Here is a 15,636-nt window from a genome sequence, read left to right as displayed (position 1 = left end):
AGTAAGAAGTACGCATGCCCATAACACCTCCGATTTGGGCGCCATCTTAGCGCCCGATTGAGATGTCCAAAATCATTAGGCCAGTTCAGCTTGCTCACGAAGACGCCAGGACAGCAGCTACTTTCTCCGGGAAATGACAGTAAGCATTCGCGAGCAAGCTCGCTCCCACAGGGTCGTGGGTCGCCTCAGGATTTCGGCCCGTTCGTGGGGCTTGTGGGAGTGAGCTTGCTCACGAAGACTGCATTCCTGCCGCCGAATATCCAGCGGATGTAACAACCTCTTCGTGAGCAAGCTCACTCCCACACCTCATGTATTCAGCCGGAATATCAGTGTCCGCCCCATACCCCCTGCACCCACTGCTCGGCACTCAGCTTCAAGCCCAGGGCAATCCCCGCTTTCAACCAAACGGCCCGACGTTTTTGTTACCATCTGCGCCATTACGAGCGCCTAAGCGCCAGCCCTGATCAGGAAGCCGCCCAGATGAACCACCCTTTCGACGTCGACGACATCGCCGCCACCTACGCGAACAAATCCCCTTCCGACATTCTCAAATTCGCCTTCCAGCACTTCGGCGACGACCTGTGGATTTCCTTCAGCGGCGCGGAAGACGTGGTGCTGGTGGACATGGCCTGGAAAATCAACAAGAACGTCAAGGTGTTCAGCCTGGACACCGGCCGGCTGCACCCGGAGACCTATCGCTTCATCGATCAGGTTCGCGAGCAGTACAAGATCGACATCGACATCGTCAGCCCGGACCGCGAGAAGCTGGAGCCTATGGTCAAGGAAAAGGGCTTGTTCAGCTTCTACCGCGACGGCCATGGCGAGTGCTGCGGGATCCGCAAGATCGAGCCGTTGCGCCGCAAGCTGTCCGGCGTGAGCGCCTGGGCGACCGGCCAGCGTCGTGATCAGAGCCCGAGCACGCGTAACAACGTCGCCGTGGTCGAAATCGACAGCGCGTTCTCAACCCCGGAGCGCACGCTGTACAAATTCAACCCGCTGGCCCAGATGAGCAGTGCCGACGTGTGGAACTACATCCGCATGCTCGAACTGCCCTTCAACACCCTCCACGAGCGCGGCTTCATCAGCATCGGCTGCGAACCCTGCACGCGTCCGGTCCTGCCGAATCAGCACGAACGCGAAGGCCGTTGGTGGTGGGAAGAAGCAACGCAGAAAGAATGCGGGCTGCACGCCGGGAATATGATCGCGAAGGCCTGAGAGCAGATCGCAACGTTGTAGGAGTGAGCTTGCTCGCGATGACGGTCTGGCACGCGCCACTCAGCGTCTGAACCGACGCATCGCGAGCAAGCTCACTCCTACAGGTTTTGCGTGCGCAGCCTATCAATGCTCCGGCAGTTCAACCCCGGCAAACAACTCTTCCAGTTCCTGTTTGTTGTGGCACTGAATGGCCTTGGCCATGACGTCGCGGGTCAGGTGCGGGGCGAATTTCTCGATAAAGTCGCACATGAAACCGCGCAGGAAGGTGCCGCGGCGGAAGCCGATCTTGGTCACGCTGGCTTCGAACAATTCGCTGGCGTCGAGCACCACGAGATCGCTGTCCAGCTTCGGGTCGACGGCCATTTTCGCGACGATGCCGACGCCTAATCCCAATCTCACGTAGGTTTTGATCACGTCCGCATCGGCGGCGGTGAACACCACTTTCGGCGTCAGGCCGCGGTGGCTGAACGCTTCGTCGAGTTTGGAACGGCCGGTGAAGCCGAACACGTAGGTCACGATCGGGTATTCGGCGAGAATCTCGAGGGTCAGCTTCGGCACCTTGGTCAGCGGATGGCCCTGGGGTACAACCACACAGCGGTTCCAGGTGTAGCACGGCATCATCACCAGATCGCCGAACAGCTCCAGCGCTTCGGTGGCGATGGCGAAATCGACCGTGCCGTCGGCGGCCATTTCCGCGATCTGCATCGGTGAGCCCTGATGCATGTGCAGCGCAACGTCCGGGTACTGCTTGATGAAATTGCTGATCACCGGCGGCAGCGCATAACGCGCCTGGGTGTGGGTGGTGGCGATGGACAGCGTGCCCTTTTTCTCGTTGGAGAATTCCTGAGCGATCTGCTTGATGCTCTCGACTTTGCGCAGGATCTCGCCGGCGGTGGTGATAATGCGCTCGCCTGCCGGGGTGACGCGGGTCAGGTGCTTGCCGCTGCGGGCGAAGACTTCGACGCCCAGCTCGTCTTCCAGCAGACGGATCTGCTTGCTGATGCCGGGCTGCGAGGTGTAGAGGCTTTGCGCGGTCGCTGAAACGTTGAGGTCGTGGTGCGCCACTTCCCAGATGTAGCGCAATTGTTGAAGCTTCATATGTATCCCTCAAAGCCGGAAGACGCCACGGGCATCAGCGACGGTATATAACTGGATTATTGGTCAGGAAGGCAAAGCTAGAACTTTTTATCACTTTTATCCGGTAATGGCACGCAGCTTTTAACGCCCTTGGCACATTCCCCGGAACACGATCACGTTTGTGTACGACTTTGCAGCATCGGCACCATGTACACCGGCACGTCGGACAGTTGCAGCACCCGCGCCGCCGTTCGGCCAATCGGCGTATCCCCCTCCCCGCCGTGGCTGCGACTGCCCACCACGAGCAAATCGACGCCGAGCAGGCGCGCCTGATCAAGTATCACATTGGATGGGTCGCCCTGGACCACCCGAACGCTGCGGATCAGCGACAGGTCCTCATGCCCCTCGCCCAGCTCCTCGCGAAAACTGGCCATCACCCGCGCCTCGATGCCGTCGATGACCGTGTTAATGCCTTCGCTGTGCAGCGCTTTGAGCACGTCGGCGGCGAGGTAACTCTGCAGCACGGACTCGGCGAACACGCCCATCGGCTCTACCACATGCACGACGTGCAGTTCGGCATCGAAGGTACGCGCCAAAATCAGCGCATGTTGCAGCGTGTAGGGCGCATAAGCACCAAGGTCCGTGGCGTAGAGCATCGAGCGGATCATGGGACCCCCGGTCTGCCATTGAAGTGAAGACTTCATCAGCGTAGCAGCGCGTCGCGCATTCCGACGGCCGACTGCTGCTTTTCGGTCTAACGCCTCAGGGTTTTAGCTCGTTGCTGATGCCGTGGGGCACGTGCCCGGTCGCCACGACGTCGCGCGCGCGCTCACAGTGGCCCGGCTGATCGTCGAAGAACACGTCCGCCGCGAAGGCTTCGAGAAACGCCGATTTGTCCAGGCCACCGAGAAACAGCGACTCATCCAGACGAATGTCCCACTCGCGCAACGTACGGATCACCCGCTCGTGAGCCGGGGCCGATCGCGCAGTCACCAGCGCCGTGCGAATCGGGCAGGACTCTTCGGGGAATTCACGCTGCAGGGCGTTCAGTGCCGCGAGGAAGGGTTTGAACGGACCGCCGGGCAATGGCCGTCGCGCCGCCTCGCGCTCGTTGGCCTGAAACGCTTCGAGCCCGCCGGACTGATACACGCGCTCGGACTCATCGGAAAACAGCACGGCGTCGCCGTCGAAAGCGATGCGCAGCTCGGCACTGGCCGCGCGACGGGCACCGCCGGAGAGGATGGTCGCAGCGGCAAAACCCGCGTCCAGCGCGGCGCGCACGTCTTCAGCATGGGTCGACAGAAACAGGTGACTGCCAAAGGCCGCAAGATACGGAAACGGACTGCGCCCGCCGACGAACGCCGCACGGGAAATATCGAGGCCGTAATGCTGAATCGAATTGAACACGCGCAAGCCGGTGTCGGCGCTGTTGCGGGAGACCAGCACTACTTCCACCCGGGACTGGTTCAGGCTGGCATTCAGGCTCAGTAGTTTTTCCACCAGGCGGAACGCGTCACCGGGCTCGAGGATTTCATCCTCGTGGTCGATCTGATACTGACGATAGGCCGCGACGCCGCTGGCCATGTAAACGTCATGGCTTTCGCGCAAATCAAACAGCGCCCGCGAGGAAATCGCCAGCACCAGCTTGCTCCCCGTGGTTTTAACATTCAGCTCAGTGCTCATCAGTCTTCCTTAAAGCGGGAGGTGGGCAGGCGCACGGCAATGGCCGTCAACGATTGCCGCGATCAATAAACGCCAGCGCGTGATACAGGGCGCGCACCTTGGGCATGTCGCAGCTGGCGGCAAGCGCAGCCGCGAGGGGCCGGGCGTAGATGGCATCGAGTTCCAGCGGGCGTTTTTCGGTGAAGTCGTGGTACATGCTCGGCCGGTAATCCGGCATATGGCCGGTGACCTTGAGCAGTTGCTCGGCATAGCCCTCCGGCAGCACATGCCCGCAAGCTTCGGCGCCCTGCACCACTTCCGCCATCAGGCCCTGGATCAGCGCGCGACTGTCGGGGTCGGCCATCAGCGGCGTGGTGCTGGCGTTAAGCAGCACGGAAAGCCCGTTGTAGGGCACGTTCCACACCAGTTTCTGCCAGCGTGCCTTGTCGAGATTGTCCATCGCCACAGAGTCGATGCCGGCCTGATGAAACAGTGACGCCCCCGCTTCGACCCATTTCCCGCGTGTAGCCGTATCGGCCGGCCCACTGTGGTAGCCGATATTCACGGCGCCAAAGGCCTGGTGAGTGATCCGGCCTGGCCCTGTTCGATGCACGCAAACAAAACACAGGCCGCCCAATAGATGAAGGGAATCCGGTAGCTCGGCGCGCAGCTCTTCCTCGACACCCAACCCGTTTTGCAGCAGCAGAACCCTGGCGTCCGGCGCCGCAGCCTGGACGATGGCAGGCGCGACGCCACCGTTGCCGGTGGTCTTGGCCCCGATCAGCAGCCAGTCGCAGGGCGGCATGTCCCCGGCGGAGGCGTAAGCCTGGACATTTTCCAGCACTAACGGGCCGTGTACCTGACTGTCCACGCACAGGCCGTTGCGGGCGACGGCGTCGAACTCGCTACGCAACAGAAAATGCACATCAAAGCCGGCCCGGGCCAGCATCACGCCGTAGAAGCCGCCGATCGCGCCGGTGCCGATGATGCCGATCCGGGGTGTGGTTGCGCTGTCGCTCGCTGCGCTTTCGCTCATGGAAACTCCGCTTCAGGGTAATTCGTCTGGCGGCGTCGCCAGCGCCTGGGCCAGGCCGGAGACGATGGCCTCGGCGGACATCTGCGTGCGCAGGGGCCCAAAGAAGGCACCTTCGCGCACCACAAACATCGCTGGCAGGTGAAACACGCCATAGCGCTGCACCGCGCCGCCGTTTTCCTCGGCATCGATCCAGCACAACCGGTCGAGCGGCAGGGATTGCTCGGGCAAATGCTGCCGGGCCCAGCGGCAACTGGAGCAGCCCAGGCTGGTGAAAATCAGCAGTGAGACGCCGGGGAGGTCAAGAAGTTGCTGATCGAGGTCGAAGTCCGTCAGTTGCAATTGATCCACGCGCTTCTCCTCTGAATGATGTTCGGGTGATGCCTGTCGCAACCCCAGACAAGTCAGACAATGCCGCAACCGTTGGACGAAAGCCACGTTTACCCATTGTCGAACCACCGGCTAACGCGCTAAGGTTCGGCTCCCCCGTTGCGCTCAATCATGCTCGGCTCCGCCGCACGGGGACGCTGGCGGCCAGCATCCGTGACCTGATGAGTAACACGATGGCTGATTTACCGATTGACGACCTCAACGTTGCCTCCAACGAGACACTGATCACCCCGGATCAGCTGAAACGCGAAATCCCGCTGACCGCCGCCGCCCAGGCCACCGTCAGCCAGGGCCGCGAAGTCATCCGCAACATCCTCGATGGCAAGGATCACCGCCTGTTCATCGTGATCGGACCCTGCTCGATCCACGACCTCAAGGCCGCCCACGAATACGCCGATCGCCTGAAAGCGCTGGCGGCCGAGGTGTCCGACACCTTGTATCTGGTCATGCGCGTCTATTTCGAGAAGCCACGCACCACTGTCGGCTGGAAAGGCCTGATCAACGATCCGTACCTGGACGACTCCTTCAAGATTCAGGATGGCCTGCACATCGGCCGTCAATTGCTGCGCGACCTGGCCGAAAAAGGCCTGCCGACCGCGACCGAAGCGCTCGACCCGATTTCACCTCAGTACCTGCAAGACCTGATCAGCTGGTCGGCCATCGGCGCGCGCACCACTGAGTCCCAGACTCACCGGGAGATGGCCTCGGGCCTGTCCTCGGCAGTCGGTTTCAAGAATGGCACCGACGGCGGCCTGACCGTCGCGATCAATGCCCTGCAATCGGTGTCCAGCCCTCATCGCTTCCTGGGTATCAATCAGGAAGGCGGCGTGTCCATCGTCACCACCAAAGGCAACGCCTACGGTCACGTGGTCTTGCGCGGCGGCAACGGCAAGCCCAACTATGACTCGGTCAGCGTTGCCCTGTGTGAACAGGCGCTGAACAAGGCAAAGATCAAGCCGAACATTATGGTTGATTGCAGTCACGCCAACTCCAACAAGGACCCGGCGCTGCAGCCGCTGGTGATGGAGAACGTTGCCAACCAGATTCTCGAAGGCAACCAGTCGATCATCGGTCTGATGGTCGAGAGTCACCTGAACTGGGGCTGCCAAGCCATTCCCAAAGACCTCGCCGACTTGCAGTACGGCGTGTCCATCACCGATGCCTGCATCGACTGGGAAAGCACTGAAAAAACCCTGCGCAGCATGCACGCCAAGCTCAAGGACGTACTGCCCAAGCGCACACGCAATTGACCTGACCGCAGAAACGACAACGCCGAGCCCATGCTCGGCGTTTTACTGTATGGACCGCGGTGGGTTCAGATCTTCGCCGCCTGCCGCTGGTTGCGCTCCATATAGCGCTCCACATAGGAGCACGAAGGAATCACGGTGTAGCCGATGCGGTCGGCATAATCCAGGGCCACTTTGGTCAATGCTGCCGCTATGCCCTTTCCGCGTAACTCGTTGGGTACAAACGTACGGTAGATATCCAGGGTCTGTTTACCCAGGTCCATGTACGTCAGATAGGCACGGTAGCCGTCGATGCTGACTTCGAACTGGTGACCGGTCTCGTCATGGTGGATGGACAACGCCTCGCTCATCACTACTCCTCGCGGGTCTTGGAATTGGACCCTTACCTTATCGACATTTTCCCGGCGAAGGAACCTTTACAGGCAGGAAGAGAACTATTGCCTCTGCAATAGAGCCTGCTGCAATAGTGCCGACTGCGCCACCCTGTGCCGTTTGGACACCGCGAAGAGCATCGCTGTTCTCAAACAATTTGAGCACAGGCAAATAGTAGGCGCTCTGGGCAAGTGCGCTCAAGTGAATCAACTGTTAATTGCGCTGCCGCACATCTGCTGCGTAACCCATGGAACCTGTTGTCGCCGATGAATGTCCATTGAGACGCAACGCCCGGACACCCGTCACTTGAGGTCATTTAAACGGCCCTCAAAGATGCGCCTGTCACGGTAATCGACTATACAAAAAAGGTCGCCCGTACCGCGAAGTCGCCTCGACCGGAGTCACCTGACAGACGCCTCTGCCGGGGGTTTTTTCTGGACGAAGAAAAAGCGTGAGGAGTTGCACGGAACTCGTTCAAACCCAAGAATTTTCTGCAGATCTTGCGCGCGCTCCGTTTACTTACTACAAACAATGAGTAAGATGTACGCCGGTCATTTTCTCACTTTCGAGAGATGACTAATTTGATAGAAGTCCTTTAAGGGGAACACGATGAACAACGTTCTGAAATTCTCTGCTCTGGCCCTGGCCGCAGTTCTGGCTACCGGTTGCAGCAGCGCATCCAAAGAAACAGAAGCTCGTCTGACCGCAACTGAAGACGCAGCCGCTCGTTCGCAAGCCCGTGCCGATGAAGCCTATCGCAAGGCTGACGAAGCGCTGGCTGCAGCTCAAAAAGCTCAGCAAACTGCTGACGAAGCCAACGAACGCGCTCTGCGTATGTTGGACAAGGCTAGCCGCAAGTAATAATCCCTCGGGATTATTGATAAGCCGATCCGTTAACGGGTCGGCTTTTTTATTGCCTGGCGTTTGCCGGCGACCTCTGTGGCAGAGGCATTTCCCAGGCAATAAAAAACCCGCCCGCCTGCGCATTCAACGCAGGACGGGGCGGGCATCAGCACCGCCTGATTGGGCGTCGCAGCGTTACTGCAGCGTCATCGGCGCGCCGCCCACCACGGGCGCCGGCGTGGTCGGCACGGCAATTTCGACCGGCATGCCGTCTTCGGCAGCCACTACGTCCCGCACTTCGTCCCAATTGATGCGCAGGCTGTTGGCCAGGTCTTCACGCTTGAGCAGGGCATTGATCACGGCGGTGTGCTTGTCGACCACCGACGGCTTGCCGCTTTCGTCCAGCGGCGTGTGCGCCTCGAGGTAGACCTTGCCGCCGCTGACGCCGAACTTGTAGGGCTCGCTCATGATGCGCACGGTGGTGCCCACCGGGACCATGTCCGCCATTTCCAGCACGTTGTTGTTGTACATGCGGAAGCAGCCATGACTGGTGCGCATGCCGATGCCGAACTTTTTGTTCGAGCCATGGATCAGGTAGCCCGGCAGGCCGAGGCCGAATTTGAACGGGCCCAGCGGGTTGTCCGGCCCGGCCGGGACCACGTTGGGCAGGATGTCGCCGTCGGCGGCATGCTCGGCCTTGACCGATGCAGGCGGCGTCCAGGTCGGGTTCGGTGTTTTGGCGGTGACTTTAGTGGTGGAAACCGGCGAACCCCAACCCTCGCGTCCGATACCCAGCGGAAAGGTGTACACCACGTCCCGGCCTTTCGGGTAGTAGTACAAACGGTACTCGGCGAGGTTGATGACGATGCCTTCGCGCGGACCCGGCGGCAGGATGAAACGCGTCGGCAATACTATTTGCGTGCCTGCGCCCGGCAGCCAGGCATCAACGCCCGGGTTGGCGGCGATCATTTCCAGGTAGCCCAGGTCGTAGCGCGTAGCGAGGTCGGCGAAGGTGTCTTCGTACCTGGCGGTGACGGTCTGCACTTGGCCGATGATGTCCTCGCCCGGCGGCGGCAACGGAAACTCCAGGGCGGAGACGGGGCCGGCCGCGCACAGCGCAGCGAGCGACAGACAGCGGGCGAAAGCTGGAATGCGCGACAACATCCGGAGAATCCTTGGTAAACGGAAGGCTTGATTGTGCGCGATTGTACACGCACCCCTGCGCGTCCGGGAGTGTTCGCGCGGCCTTAAACGCCGGCTTCCAGTTCAGGCCAGATCGGGTGCCAGCCGCGCCGTTGCGCGTCGATGATCGCCCGGCACAGCGGGCACAGCCGCTCATCCTGATAAACCGTCTGCTGGACTTCCGACCATCGTGGCTGGGCGGGCAGCAAGGTGCCGCACAAGGTGCGATCGGCGGAGCCTGCCAGCTCGAGCTGACGAGCGACCAGATGCACAAGGATTTCCTGGCACGCGAACAGGTCGAGCTGTTCGTCAGGCTCGATCAGTTGATAGGCATAAAGGGACCAGGCAGGACGGCGCGGCATCGGGGGCTCCAGAGCGGGGGCGCCACATTAGCCGAAAGCCCCCGTCCGGAAAAGGCCTGCAAGCCTTTAAATCAGCGGTTTTCGTCTGAGGGTCTGGAAATCGCGCAACGGTCGTCGCGGCATCGACGACTGCCGTCCGGATGAGGCAACCACGCCAGATGGGGACGCCAGCGGCAGAACAAGCGGTAACCGAGGTTCAGCAAGGGCCTCAGTGGCCGCCATGACAGCGGCGCAGCCCAAGCGCCGAGGCCGGCAGCCCGCCAGCTCCATAGCGTCGCATCCAGGCCGGTCACCCAGGTGCCATCGCCGAACCGGGCGTGCAGCACAGACTGCATCTGCTCGTGGGTGAATCCGAGCGCCGGGGCATCAAACCCCTCTTCGCTCATGTCGACGAGCTGAAGCCGCGCCTGTGTGGCGTCAGTCATCGAATGGGCCGACGCGTGGGAACGCAGGAGCTTGATCTCCCGCGCACACAGCGGGCAGTCACCGTCGAAGTACAGCGTGAGTGGCCACTGCTCTTTCTTGTACATCTTCTTGGTCCTGTATAGGTTTGATCCACCATAGGCGCAAACCCGGCCGCTGACAACGAGCGGTCCTTGCGCCTGATGACTGGCGCCCTGCCTGTATTGGCCTGATGTTAGCGGCGGCGACTAAAGCAGCGGTTTCAGGACGGGCCAGACATTATCCAGCAGGTAGGGCTGAGCCTGGACGTTGGGGTGAATGCCATCCTGCTGCGTCATGTCAGGCCTGCCGCCCACACCCTCCAGCATGAACGGCACCAGCGCGGCATCGGTGGCTTCGGCGACTTTCGGGTACACCGCCGCAAAGGCTGTGGTGTAACGCTCACCATAGTTGGGCGGAATTTTCATGCCCAGCAACAGCACCTTGGCGCCGGCCGCTTTGGACTGCTCAACCATGTCAGTAAGGTTTTGTTGCAATTGCGCCGGCGGCTGCCCGCGCAGGCCGTCATTACCGCCCAGTTCGAGGATCACCAGATCCGGTTTGTGCTCGGCAAGCAGCGACGGCAGCCGCGCCTGGCCCCCGGCACTGGTGTCGCCGCTGACCGACGCATTGACCACTTTATCCTTGAAGCCTTCCTTCGCCAGGCGCTGTTCCAGCAGACTGACCCAACCGACGCGGGTATCCAGGCCGAAAGCCGCGCTGATACTATCGCCAACGATCAATACCGTGCCTGCCATCGCGCCTTGTGACAACAGCAGCAAACCCAGGCCAGCACTTAAAAACCACGCACGCATCGGATTCTCCATGAGCGAAAGTATTCTCAGTGCTCGGAACCTCAGCAAAGTGGTCCCAAGCACCGAAGGTGACTTGACCATCCTGCACGAACTCTCCCTGGAACTAAACAAGGGCGACACGCTGGCCATCGTCGGCGCGTCGGGCTCGGGCAAATCCACCCTTCTCGGTCTGCTGGCCGGCCTCGACCTGCCCAGCGCCGGCTCCGTCGTCCTGTCCGGGCGCAACCTCAGCGAACTGGATGAAGATCAGCGCGCCCGGGTTCGCGCCGAACATGTGGGCTTTGTGTTTCAGTCCTTCCAGTTGCTCGACAGCCTGAACGCGCTGGAAAACGTCATGCTGCCGATGGAGCTGGAAGGCCGCAAAGACGCCCGCGATCAGGCCCGGCATCTGCTGGAGCGCGTCGGCCTGGGTCAGCGCCTGACCCACACGCCACGCCAGTTGTCGGGCGGCGAGCAGCAACGGGTGGCCATCGCCCGGGCGTTTGCTGCCGACCCGGACGTGCTATTTGCCGATGAGCCCACCGGCAACCTGGACAGCCACACCGGCGAGCGCATCAGCGATCTGCTGTTCGAGCTGAACCAGGAACGCAACACCACCCTGGTGCTGGTCACCCACGATGAGCGTCTGGCCCACCGTTGCCGGCGCCTGATCCGTCTCGAGGGTGGCCGACTGGTCGCCCCCATGGAGCCTTGATGGCACGCCTGCCTTTTTCCCGTCTGCTTAGCCTTGCGGCGCGTCAGCTCATGCGCGATGCCCGCGCCGGCGAGCTGCGCGTGCTGTTCTTCGCCTTGGTGGTGGCAGTTGCCGCCAGCACGGCCATCGGCTATTTCGGCGCGCGCCTCAACAGCGCCATGCTGCTGCGAGCCACCGAGTTTCTCGGCGCCGACCTGATCCTCGGCGGTTCCACGCCAGCCACCCCTGCGCAGATCGACGCCGGCAAGGCGCTGAAGCTGGATCATTCGCAGATCGTGATTTTCTCCAGCGTTGTGGCCACCGACAACGGCATTCAGCTGGCCAGCGTCAAGGCCGTCGATGGGGCGTATCCGTTGCGCGGCGAGCTGAAAAGCGCCCCTGCCCCCTATGAAGCCGAAACCGTTGGCGGTGAGCCCCAAGCCGGCGAAGCCTGGGCGGAAGCGCGAATTCTGGTGGCGCTGAACCTGAAAGTCGGCGACAGCATTGACGTCGGTTCCAAGACATTGAAGCTGACCCGCGTGCTGACCTACGAGCCCGACCGCGCAGGTAACTTCTACAGCCTGACGCCTCGGGTGATGATCAACATGGCCGACCTTGAAGCCACCAAGGTCGTTCAGCCCGGTAGCCGTGTCAGTTATCGGGACCTATGGCGCGGCACGCCCCAGGACCTCGCCGCTTATCGCAAAGCGATCGAACCCGGGCTGGCGCCGAATCAGAAAATCGACGACGCCCGCGATGGCAACCAGCAGATTGGCGGCGCGCTGGGCAAAGCCGAGCGTTATCTGAACATGGCCAGTCTGGTCGCCGTGCTGCTGGCGGGTGTGGCGGTGGCATTATCGGCGGCGCGTTTCGCGGTGCGCCGCTTTGACGCCAGTGCGTTGCTGCGTTGCCTGGGCCTGTCGCGCCATGAAGCGCTGGTGCTGTTCGGTTTGCAGCTGGCCATGCTGGGCGTAGTCGCCAGCGCGGCCGGCGCGTTGCTCGGCTGGTTCGCCCAACTCGGGCTGTTTCATTTGCTGGAAAACCTGCTCCCTGCTGCGGTGCCGCCCGGGGGCTGGCTGCCGGCAGTCGCCGGTATCGGCACCGGGCTGGTCGCCCTCGCCGGCTTTGCACTGCCGCCGCTGGCTGCGCTGGGTCGCGTGCCACCGCTGCGGGTATTGCGTCGGGACATGCTGCCCATCCCGGCCAGCACCTGGCTGGTCTACGGCGCGGCGCTGCTCGCACTGGGCCTGATCATGTGGCGCCTGAGTCTGGACTTGGTGCTGACGTTCGCCCTGCTCGGTGGCGGTCTGATCGCGGCGCTAATACTCGGCGGCGTGTTGCTGCTGGCCCTGAAAAGCCTGCGCCGTTTGCTGGCCGGGGCCTCGCTGCCATGGCGTCTGGGCCTGGGCCAGCTGTTGCGCCATCCCATGGCCGCCGCCGGCCAGTCCCTGGCATTCGGCCTGATTCTGCTGTCCATGGGGCTGATTGCGCTGCTGCGCGGCGAGTTGCTCGACACTTGGCAGAACCAGCTGCCCAAAGATGCGCCGAACTACTTCGCGCTTAACATCCTGCCCAACGACAAGGACAACTTCGCTGAACGCATCGGCCGCCTGTCGACCCACAGCGCGCCGCTGTACCCGATGATTCCGGGGCGCCTGATGACCATCAACGGCGAGCCGGTGAGCAAGTTTGTCACCAAAGACTCCCGTGGCGAAAACGCCACTCAGCGTGACCTCAACCTGACGTGGGCAGCAACGTTGCCGGAAGGCAACAGCATCACCGCCGGTCAGTGGTGGACCGGCGATCAGCCGCCCGCCGACGGCGTGGTACCCGGCGTGTCGGTGGAAACCAAGCTGGCCAACAGCCTGAACATGAAGCTGGGCGACACTCTGGGTTTCGTAATCGGCGGGCTGACCCGGGAGGTTAAGGTCACCAGCCTGCGCGACATCAACTGGGACACCTTTCAGCCCAACTTTTTCATGATCTTCCAGCCTGGCACCCTGAAGGACGTGCCGGCCACATACCTGACCAGCTTCTATCTGGCGCCGGGCAATGATCAGCAGATCGTCGAACTGTCCCGGGCCTTCCCGGCCGTGACGATCCTGCAGGTGGAGGCCTTGCTGGCGCAGCTGCGCAGCATCCTCGATGAGGTGACGATGGCGGTGCAGTACGTGCTGCTGTTCGTGCTGGCCGCGGGGATGGCGGTGTTGTTCTCCGGCTTGCAGGCGACGCTGGACGAGCGAATTCGACAGGGTGCGCTGCTGCGGGCGCTGGGCGCCAACCGCGCGTTGCTGACCAAGGCCCGACGCATCGAGTTCGGTCTGCTCGGGGCGGTCAGCGGTGTGCTGGCGGCGATTGGCTGCGAACTGGTGAGCTTTGCGCTCTACCGCTACGCCTTCAACCTTGAGTGGCACCCCCATGCCTGGCTGCTGGTGCTGCCCCTGATCGGCGCCTTGCTGGTGGGCGGCGCGGGTGTGTTCGGCACACGGCGGGCGCTGAACGCCAGTCCGCTGCAAGTGCTGCGCGAGGGTTAGCGGTGGGGCATGACGGTGGGCGGCACTGCGCCGTTCACCGTCAACCAGCGCAAAACCCCAGCTATTTCAGGTACTCGATTTTCGTGATCCACCATTGCTTGCTGCCGGAGGGAACCGGCACCGAGACTTCGTCGCCAACTTCTTTCTTGAGCAGCGCCCGTGCCATGGGTGAATCGATGGAGATGTAGTCCATGCGTCCGTATATCTCGTCGTAGCCGACGACGCGGAAACGCTTGCTTTCGCCCTCCTCGTCCTCGACTTCGACCCATGCGCCAAAGAACACCCGACCTTCCTGCTCCGGCGAATAGGCGACCACGCGCATGTCTTCGAGACGCTTGCGCAGGTAGCGCACACGCCGGTCGATCTCGCGCAGCAGTTTCTTGTTGTACTGATAGTCGGCGTTCTCGCTGCGATCCCCCAGGGAAGCGGCCCATGCCACTTTTTGCGTGATGTCCGGGCGGTGCTCGCGCCAAAGGTAATCGAGCTCCTTCTTCAGGGCGGCATGGCCCTCGACGGTGATTATTTTGGTGCTGATCTCACTCATTCACGCTGTCTCTGCCGCGGGCTGGGAAAGTTTGGTCTGGTATGGGCGAAGCCTACAGGGTTGGGCTGGCCGAGGGACAAATCAAGGCCGCGCTCATTTGACCAGACGCTTTTCTTTCGAGGGCCGATAGCCGAAGTACGCGCTGTAGCATTTGCTGAAATGGCTCGGCGAGACGAACCCGCAGGCCACCAGCACTTCCACCTGGGTCAGCTCAGTGTGCTGCAGCAGGCGGCGGGCCTCGGTGATGCGCAGTTCTAGGTAGTAGCGCTGCGGGGTGGTGCCCAGTTGTTCCTGGAACAGCCGCTCGATCTGTCGCCGTGAACGTCCGGCGTACACCGCCAGTTGCTCCAGTTCCAGTGGTTCCTCAAAGTTGGCGTCCATCAGCTTGACCACTTCCTTGAGCGGCGCGCTGACCGTCATGTGCCGGCTTGGCCTGATCCTCCGATAACGGGATTCCTCGAAAGACAGAATGTCCTCGATCCCTTCGACCAACGCCTTGTCGTGCAACGTCTTGATCCATTCCAGCGCCATGTGGAAGGCACCGGCGGGGCTTGCGGCAGTGAGGCGATCACGGTCAATGACGAAGGCTTCGCTGGTGACTTCGCTGACTTTGCAGATCTCCGCCAGGGCGGCGCGGTGCTCGGGGTGGATGGCGCACCGGTAGCCGTCGAGCAAACCCGCGGCGCCGAGGAACCACGCGCCGTTCCACAATCCTGCGAGGGTGATGCCCTGCTCTGCGGCGGTGGTCAGCAGGCGCACCAGGTGCTCATCGGCCTTGAGTTCGGTGCGATAACCGCCACAGATCACCAGCAGATCCAGCGCCTTTAGCGCCGGCGCGTCGAGTCGCGTGTCGGGCCGGATCACCAGCCCCAGATCGCTGGTCACTTCGCCCTCGTGCACGCCGAACGTCTGCGACGTGAACAGATCGGGGCGCAGCAGGTTGGCCGTAACGAAGGTGTCCAGCGTCTGGGTGAAGGCCGGCAACGAGAAGTGCTCGAGCAGCACGAAGCCGGTACGGGTGCGGCCCAAGGGGCTTCCCTTGTCCTGCTCCACGTAGCGAAGGTTCTTGCCCTTCATGCCTCCGCTGAATGCTCGCCGCTCGATCACTGCCGCCTCGCTTTCGTGTCCCGCCCGGGATGCTGATGGGTTGCTGCGGTTCGCCACCGTTTGCTGCCTCAAAAGACGTTGATCAAACGGCGGCCGGACCGGGTCCGCGCCATTCTAGCGGAACGGCCGGGGTTAAAGT

17 protein-coding genes are annotated in these 15,636 nt (G+C 62.0%); 5 read left to right on the top strand and 12 right to left on the bottom strand.

Annotation, left to right across the window (positions count from 1 at the left end; genetic code table 11):
• Positions 1 to 480 precede the first annotated feature (480 nt).
• Positions 481 to 1,215 carry a phosphoadenylyl-sulfate reductase gene (locus AC0Z8Z_RS23040; protein WP_485620640.1) on the top strand — a complete coding sequence of 245 codons (735 nt, stop codon included), beginning with the start codon at positions 481 to 483 and terminating at the stop codon, positions 1,213 to 1,215.
• A gap of 123 nt (positions 1,216 to 1,338) precedes the next feature.
• On the opposite strand, the gene cysB is transcribed toward AC0Z8Z_RS23040, so the two are convergent.
• The 5 genes from cysB to AC0Z8Z_RS23015 all read right to left on the bottom strand — a co-directional run bounded on the left by cysB (position 1,339) and on the right by AC0Z8Z_RS23015 (position 5,338).
• The gene (cysB, locus tag AC0Z8Z_RS23035; RefSeq protein WP_122534560.1) at positions 1,339 to 2,313 is read right to left on the bottom strand and encodes an HTH-type transcriptional regulator CysB; all 975 of its coding nucleotides are present in this window, start codon (positions 2,311 to 2,313) and stop codon (positions 1,339 to 1,341) included.
• 152 nt (positions 2,314 to 2,465) lie between these two features.
• Entirely contained in the window at positions 2,466 to 2,960 is a 495-nt protein-coding gene (locus AC0Z8Z_RS23030) for a universal stress protein (protein WP_272634907.1), read from the bottom strand.
• A 94-nt stretch (positions 2,961 to 3,054) separates the two neighbouring features.
• Positions 3,055 to 3,975: a 5'-nucleotidase gene (locus tag AC0Z8Z_RS23025; RefSeq protein ID WP_485620639.1), complete on the bottom strand. Its 921-nt coding sequence runs from the start codon at positions 3,973 to 3,975 to the stop codon at positions 3,055 to 3,057.
• Between the two features lie 46 nt (positions 3,976 to 4,021).
• On the bottom strand, positions 4,022 to 4,990 hold the full coding sequence (locus AC0Z8Z_RS23020) for a putative 2-dehydropantoate 2-reductase (RefSeq protein ID WP_485620638.1): 969 nt from the start codon (positions 4,988 to 4,990) through the stop codon (positions 4,022 to 4,024).
• Between the two features lie 12 nt (positions 4,991 to 5,002).
• On the bottom strand, positions 5,003 to 5,338 hold the full coding sequence (locus AC0Z8Z_RS23015; protein ID WP_485620637.1) for a YbbN family protein: 336 nt from the start codon (positions 5,336 to 5,338) through the stop codon (positions 5,003 to 5,005).
• Positions 5,339 to 5,550: 212 nt separating this feature from the next.
• Between AC0Z8Z_RS23015 and AC0Z8Z_RS23010 the strand changes: the two genes are divergently transcribed.
• Positions 5,551 to 6,627: a 3-deoxy-7-phosphoheptulonate synthase gene (locus tag AC0Z8Z_RS23010; RefSeq protein WP_172612653.1), complete on the top strand. Its 1,077-nt coding sequence runs from the start codon at positions 5,551 to 5,553 to the stop codon at positions 6,625 to 6,627.
• Between the two features lie 65 nt (positions 6,628 to 6,692).
• Here AC0Z8Z_RS23010 and AC0Z8Z_RS23005 read toward each other — a convergent pair whose 3' ends face one another.
• On the bottom strand, positions 6,693 to 6,974 hold the full coding sequence (locus AC0Z8Z_RS23005) for a GNAT family N-acetyltransferase (RefSeq protein ID WP_172612654.1): 282 nt from the start codon (positions 6,972 to 6,974) through the stop codon (positions 6,693 to 6,695).
• 631 nt (positions 6,975 to 7,605) lie between these two features.
• On the opposite strand from AC0Z8Z_RS23005, the gene oprI reads away from it, so the two are divergent.
• The gene (oprI, locus tag AC0Z8Z_RS23000; protein WP_003199355.1) at positions 7,606 to 7,857 is read left to right on the top strand and encodes an outer membrane lipoprotei OprI; all 252 of its coding nucleotides are present in this window, start codon (positions 7,606 to 7,608) and stop codon (positions 7,855 to 7,857) included.
• 177 nt (positions 7,858 to 8,034) lie between these two features.
• Here oprI and AC0Z8Z_RS22995 read toward each other — a convergent pair whose 3' ends face one another.
• The 4 genes from AC0Z8Z_RS22995 to AC0Z8Z_RS22980 all read right to left on the bottom strand — a co-directional run bounded on the left by AC0Z8Z_RS22995 (position 8,035) and on the right by AC0Z8Z_RS22980 (position 10,639).
• The gene (locus AC0Z8Z_RS22995; protein ID WP_122534554.1) at positions 8,035 to 9,003 is read right to left on the bottom strand and encodes a L,D-transpeptidase family protein; all 969 of its coding nucleotides are present in this window, start codon (positions 9,001 to 9,003) and stop codon (positions 8,035 to 8,037) included.
• A gap of 83 nt (positions 9,004 to 9,086) precedes the next feature.
• Positions 9,087 to 9,383: a hypothetical protein gene (locus AC0Z8Z_RS22990; RefSeq protein ID WP_065988524.1), complete on the bottom strand. Its 297-nt coding sequence runs from the start codon at positions 9,381 to 9,383 to the stop codon at positions 9,087 to 9,089.
• 71 nt (positions 9,384 to 9,454) lie between these two features.
• A complete protein-coding gene (locus AC0Z8Z_RS22985) occupies positions 9,455 to 9,913 on the bottom strand; it encodes a thiol-disulfide oxidoreductase DCC family protein (RefSeq protein ID WP_485620636.1) in 459 nt (152 codons plus the stop codon).
• A gap of 120 nt (positions 9,914 to 10,033) precedes the next feature.
• Entirely contained in the window at positions 10,034 to 10,639 is a 606-nt protein-coding gene (locus tag AC0Z8Z_RS22980) for an arylesterase (RefSeq protein ID WP_172612659.1), read from the bottom strand.
• A 10-nt stretch (positions 10,640 to 10,649) separates the two neighbouring features.
• Here AC0Z8Z_RS22980 and AC0Z8Z_RS22975 point away from each other — a divergent pair, with 10 nt between their 5' ends.
• Both AC0Z8Z_RS22975 and AC0Z8Z_RS22970 read left to right on the top strand, forming a co-directional pair.
• Positions 10,650 to 11,333, top strand: a complete 684-nt coding sequence (locus AC0Z8Z_RS22975) for an ABC transporter ATP-binding protein (RefSeq protein WP_065988527.1) — start codon at positions 10,650 to 10,652, stop codon at positions 11,331 to 11,333.
• Positions 11,333 to 13,846, top strand: coding sequence for an ABC transporter permease (locus tag AC0Z8Z_RS22970; protein WP_485620635.1), 2,514 nt, complete (start codon positions 11,333 to 11,335; stop codon positions 13,844 to 13,846). The genes AC0Z8Z_RS22975 and AC0Z8Z_RS22970 overlap by 1 nt, the downstream gene beginning before the upstream one ends.
• 61 nt (positions 13,847 to 13,907) lie before the next feature.
• On the opposite strand, the gene greB is transcribed toward AC0Z8Z_RS22970, so the two are convergent.
• The gene (gene greB / locus AC0Z8Z_RS22965) at positions 13,908 to 14,381 is read right to left on the bottom strand and encodes a transcription elongation factor GreB (protein WP_172613149.1); all 474 of its coding nucleotides are present in this window, start codon (positions 14,379 to 14,381) and stop codon (positions 13,908 to 13,910) included.
• A 102-nt stretch (positions 14,382 to 14,483) separates the two neighbouring features.
• Positions 14,484 to 15,467 (bottom strand): GlxA family transcriptional regulator, encoded by a 984-nt coding sequence (locus tag AC0Z8Z_RS22960; protein WP_485620645.1) that lies wholly within the window; start codon positions 15,465 to 15,467, stop codon positions 14,484 to 14,486.
• Positions 15,468 to 15,636: the final 169 nt, after the last annotated feature.

The sequence above is a fragment of the Pseudomonas sp. 1L-C-7-B-C1 genome, from assembly GCF_057291635.1.
This window is presented reverse-complemented; position numbering and strand designations above follow the sequence as displayed.

What these genes read in the sequence shown, in the direction of transcription:
- AC0Z8Z_RS23040 (WP_485620640.1), top strand. Translation starts at nt 481, where the DNA reads ATGAACCACCCTTTCGACGTCGACGACATCGCCGCCACCTACGCGAAC.
- cysB (WP_122534560.1), bottom strand. Translation starts at nt 2,313, where the DNA reads ATGAAGCTTCAACAATTGCGCTACATCTGGGAAGTGGCGCACCACGAC.
- AC0Z8Z_RS23030 (WP_272634907.1), bottom strand. Translation starts at nt 2,960, where the DNA reads ATGATCCGCTCGATGCTCTACGCCACGGACCTTGGTGCTTATGCGCCC.
- AC0Z8Z_RS23025 (WP_485620639.1), bottom strand. Translation starts at nt 3,975, where the DNA reads ATGAGCACTGAGCTGAATGTTAAAACCACGGGGAGCAAGCTGGTGCTG.
- AC0Z8Z_RS23020 (WP_485620638.1), bottom strand. Translation starts at nt 4,990, where the DNA reads ATGAGCGAAAGCGCAGCGAGCGACAGCGCAACCACACCCCGGATCGGC.
- AC0Z8Z_RS23010 (WP_172612653.1), top strand. Translation starts at nt 5,551, where the DNA reads ATGGCTGATTTACCGATTGACGACCTCAACGTTGCCTCCAACGAGACA.
- AC0Z8Z_RS23005 (WP_172612654.1), bottom strand. Translation starts at nt 6,974, where the DNA reads ATGAGCGAGGCGTTGTCCATCCACCATGACGAGACCGGTCACCAGTTC.
- oprI (WP_003199355.1), top strand. Translation starts at nt 7,606, where the DNA reads ATGAACAACGTTCTGAAATTCTCTGCTCTGGCCCTGGCCGCAGTTCTG.
- AC0Z8Z_RS22995 (WP_122534554.1), bottom strand. Translation starts at nt 9,003, where the DNA reads ATGTTGTCGCGCATTCCAGCTTTCGCCCGCTGTCTGTCGCTCGCTGCG.
- AC0Z8Z_RS22990 (WP_065988524.1), bottom strand. Translation starts at nt 9,383, where the DNA reads ATGCCGCGCCGTCCTGCCTGGTCCCTTTATGCCTATCAACTGATCGAG.
- AC0Z8Z_RS22985 (WP_485620636.1), bottom strand. Translation starts at nt 9,913, where the DNA reads ATGTACAAGAAAGAGCAGTGGCCACTCACGCTGTACTTCGACGGTGAC.
- AC0Z8Z_RS22980 (WP_172612659.1), bottom strand. Translation starts at nt 10,639, where the DNA reads ATGCGTGCGTGGTTTTTAAGTGCTGGCCTGGGTTTGCTGCTGTTGTCA.
- AC0Z8Z_RS22975 (WP_065988527.1), top strand. Translation starts at nt 10,650, where the DNA reads ATGAGCGAAAGTATTCTCAGTGCTCGGAACCTCAGCAAAGTGGTCCCA.
- AC0Z8Z_RS22970 (WP_485620635.1), top strand. Translation starts at nt 11,333, where the DNA reads ATGGCACGCCTGCCTTTTTCCCGTCTGCTTAGCCTTGCGGCGCGTCAG.
- AC0Z8Z_RS22960 (WP_485620645.1), bottom strand. Translation starts at nt 15,467, where the DNA reads ATGAAGGGCAAGAACCTTCGCTACGTGGAGCAGGACAAGGGAAGCCCC.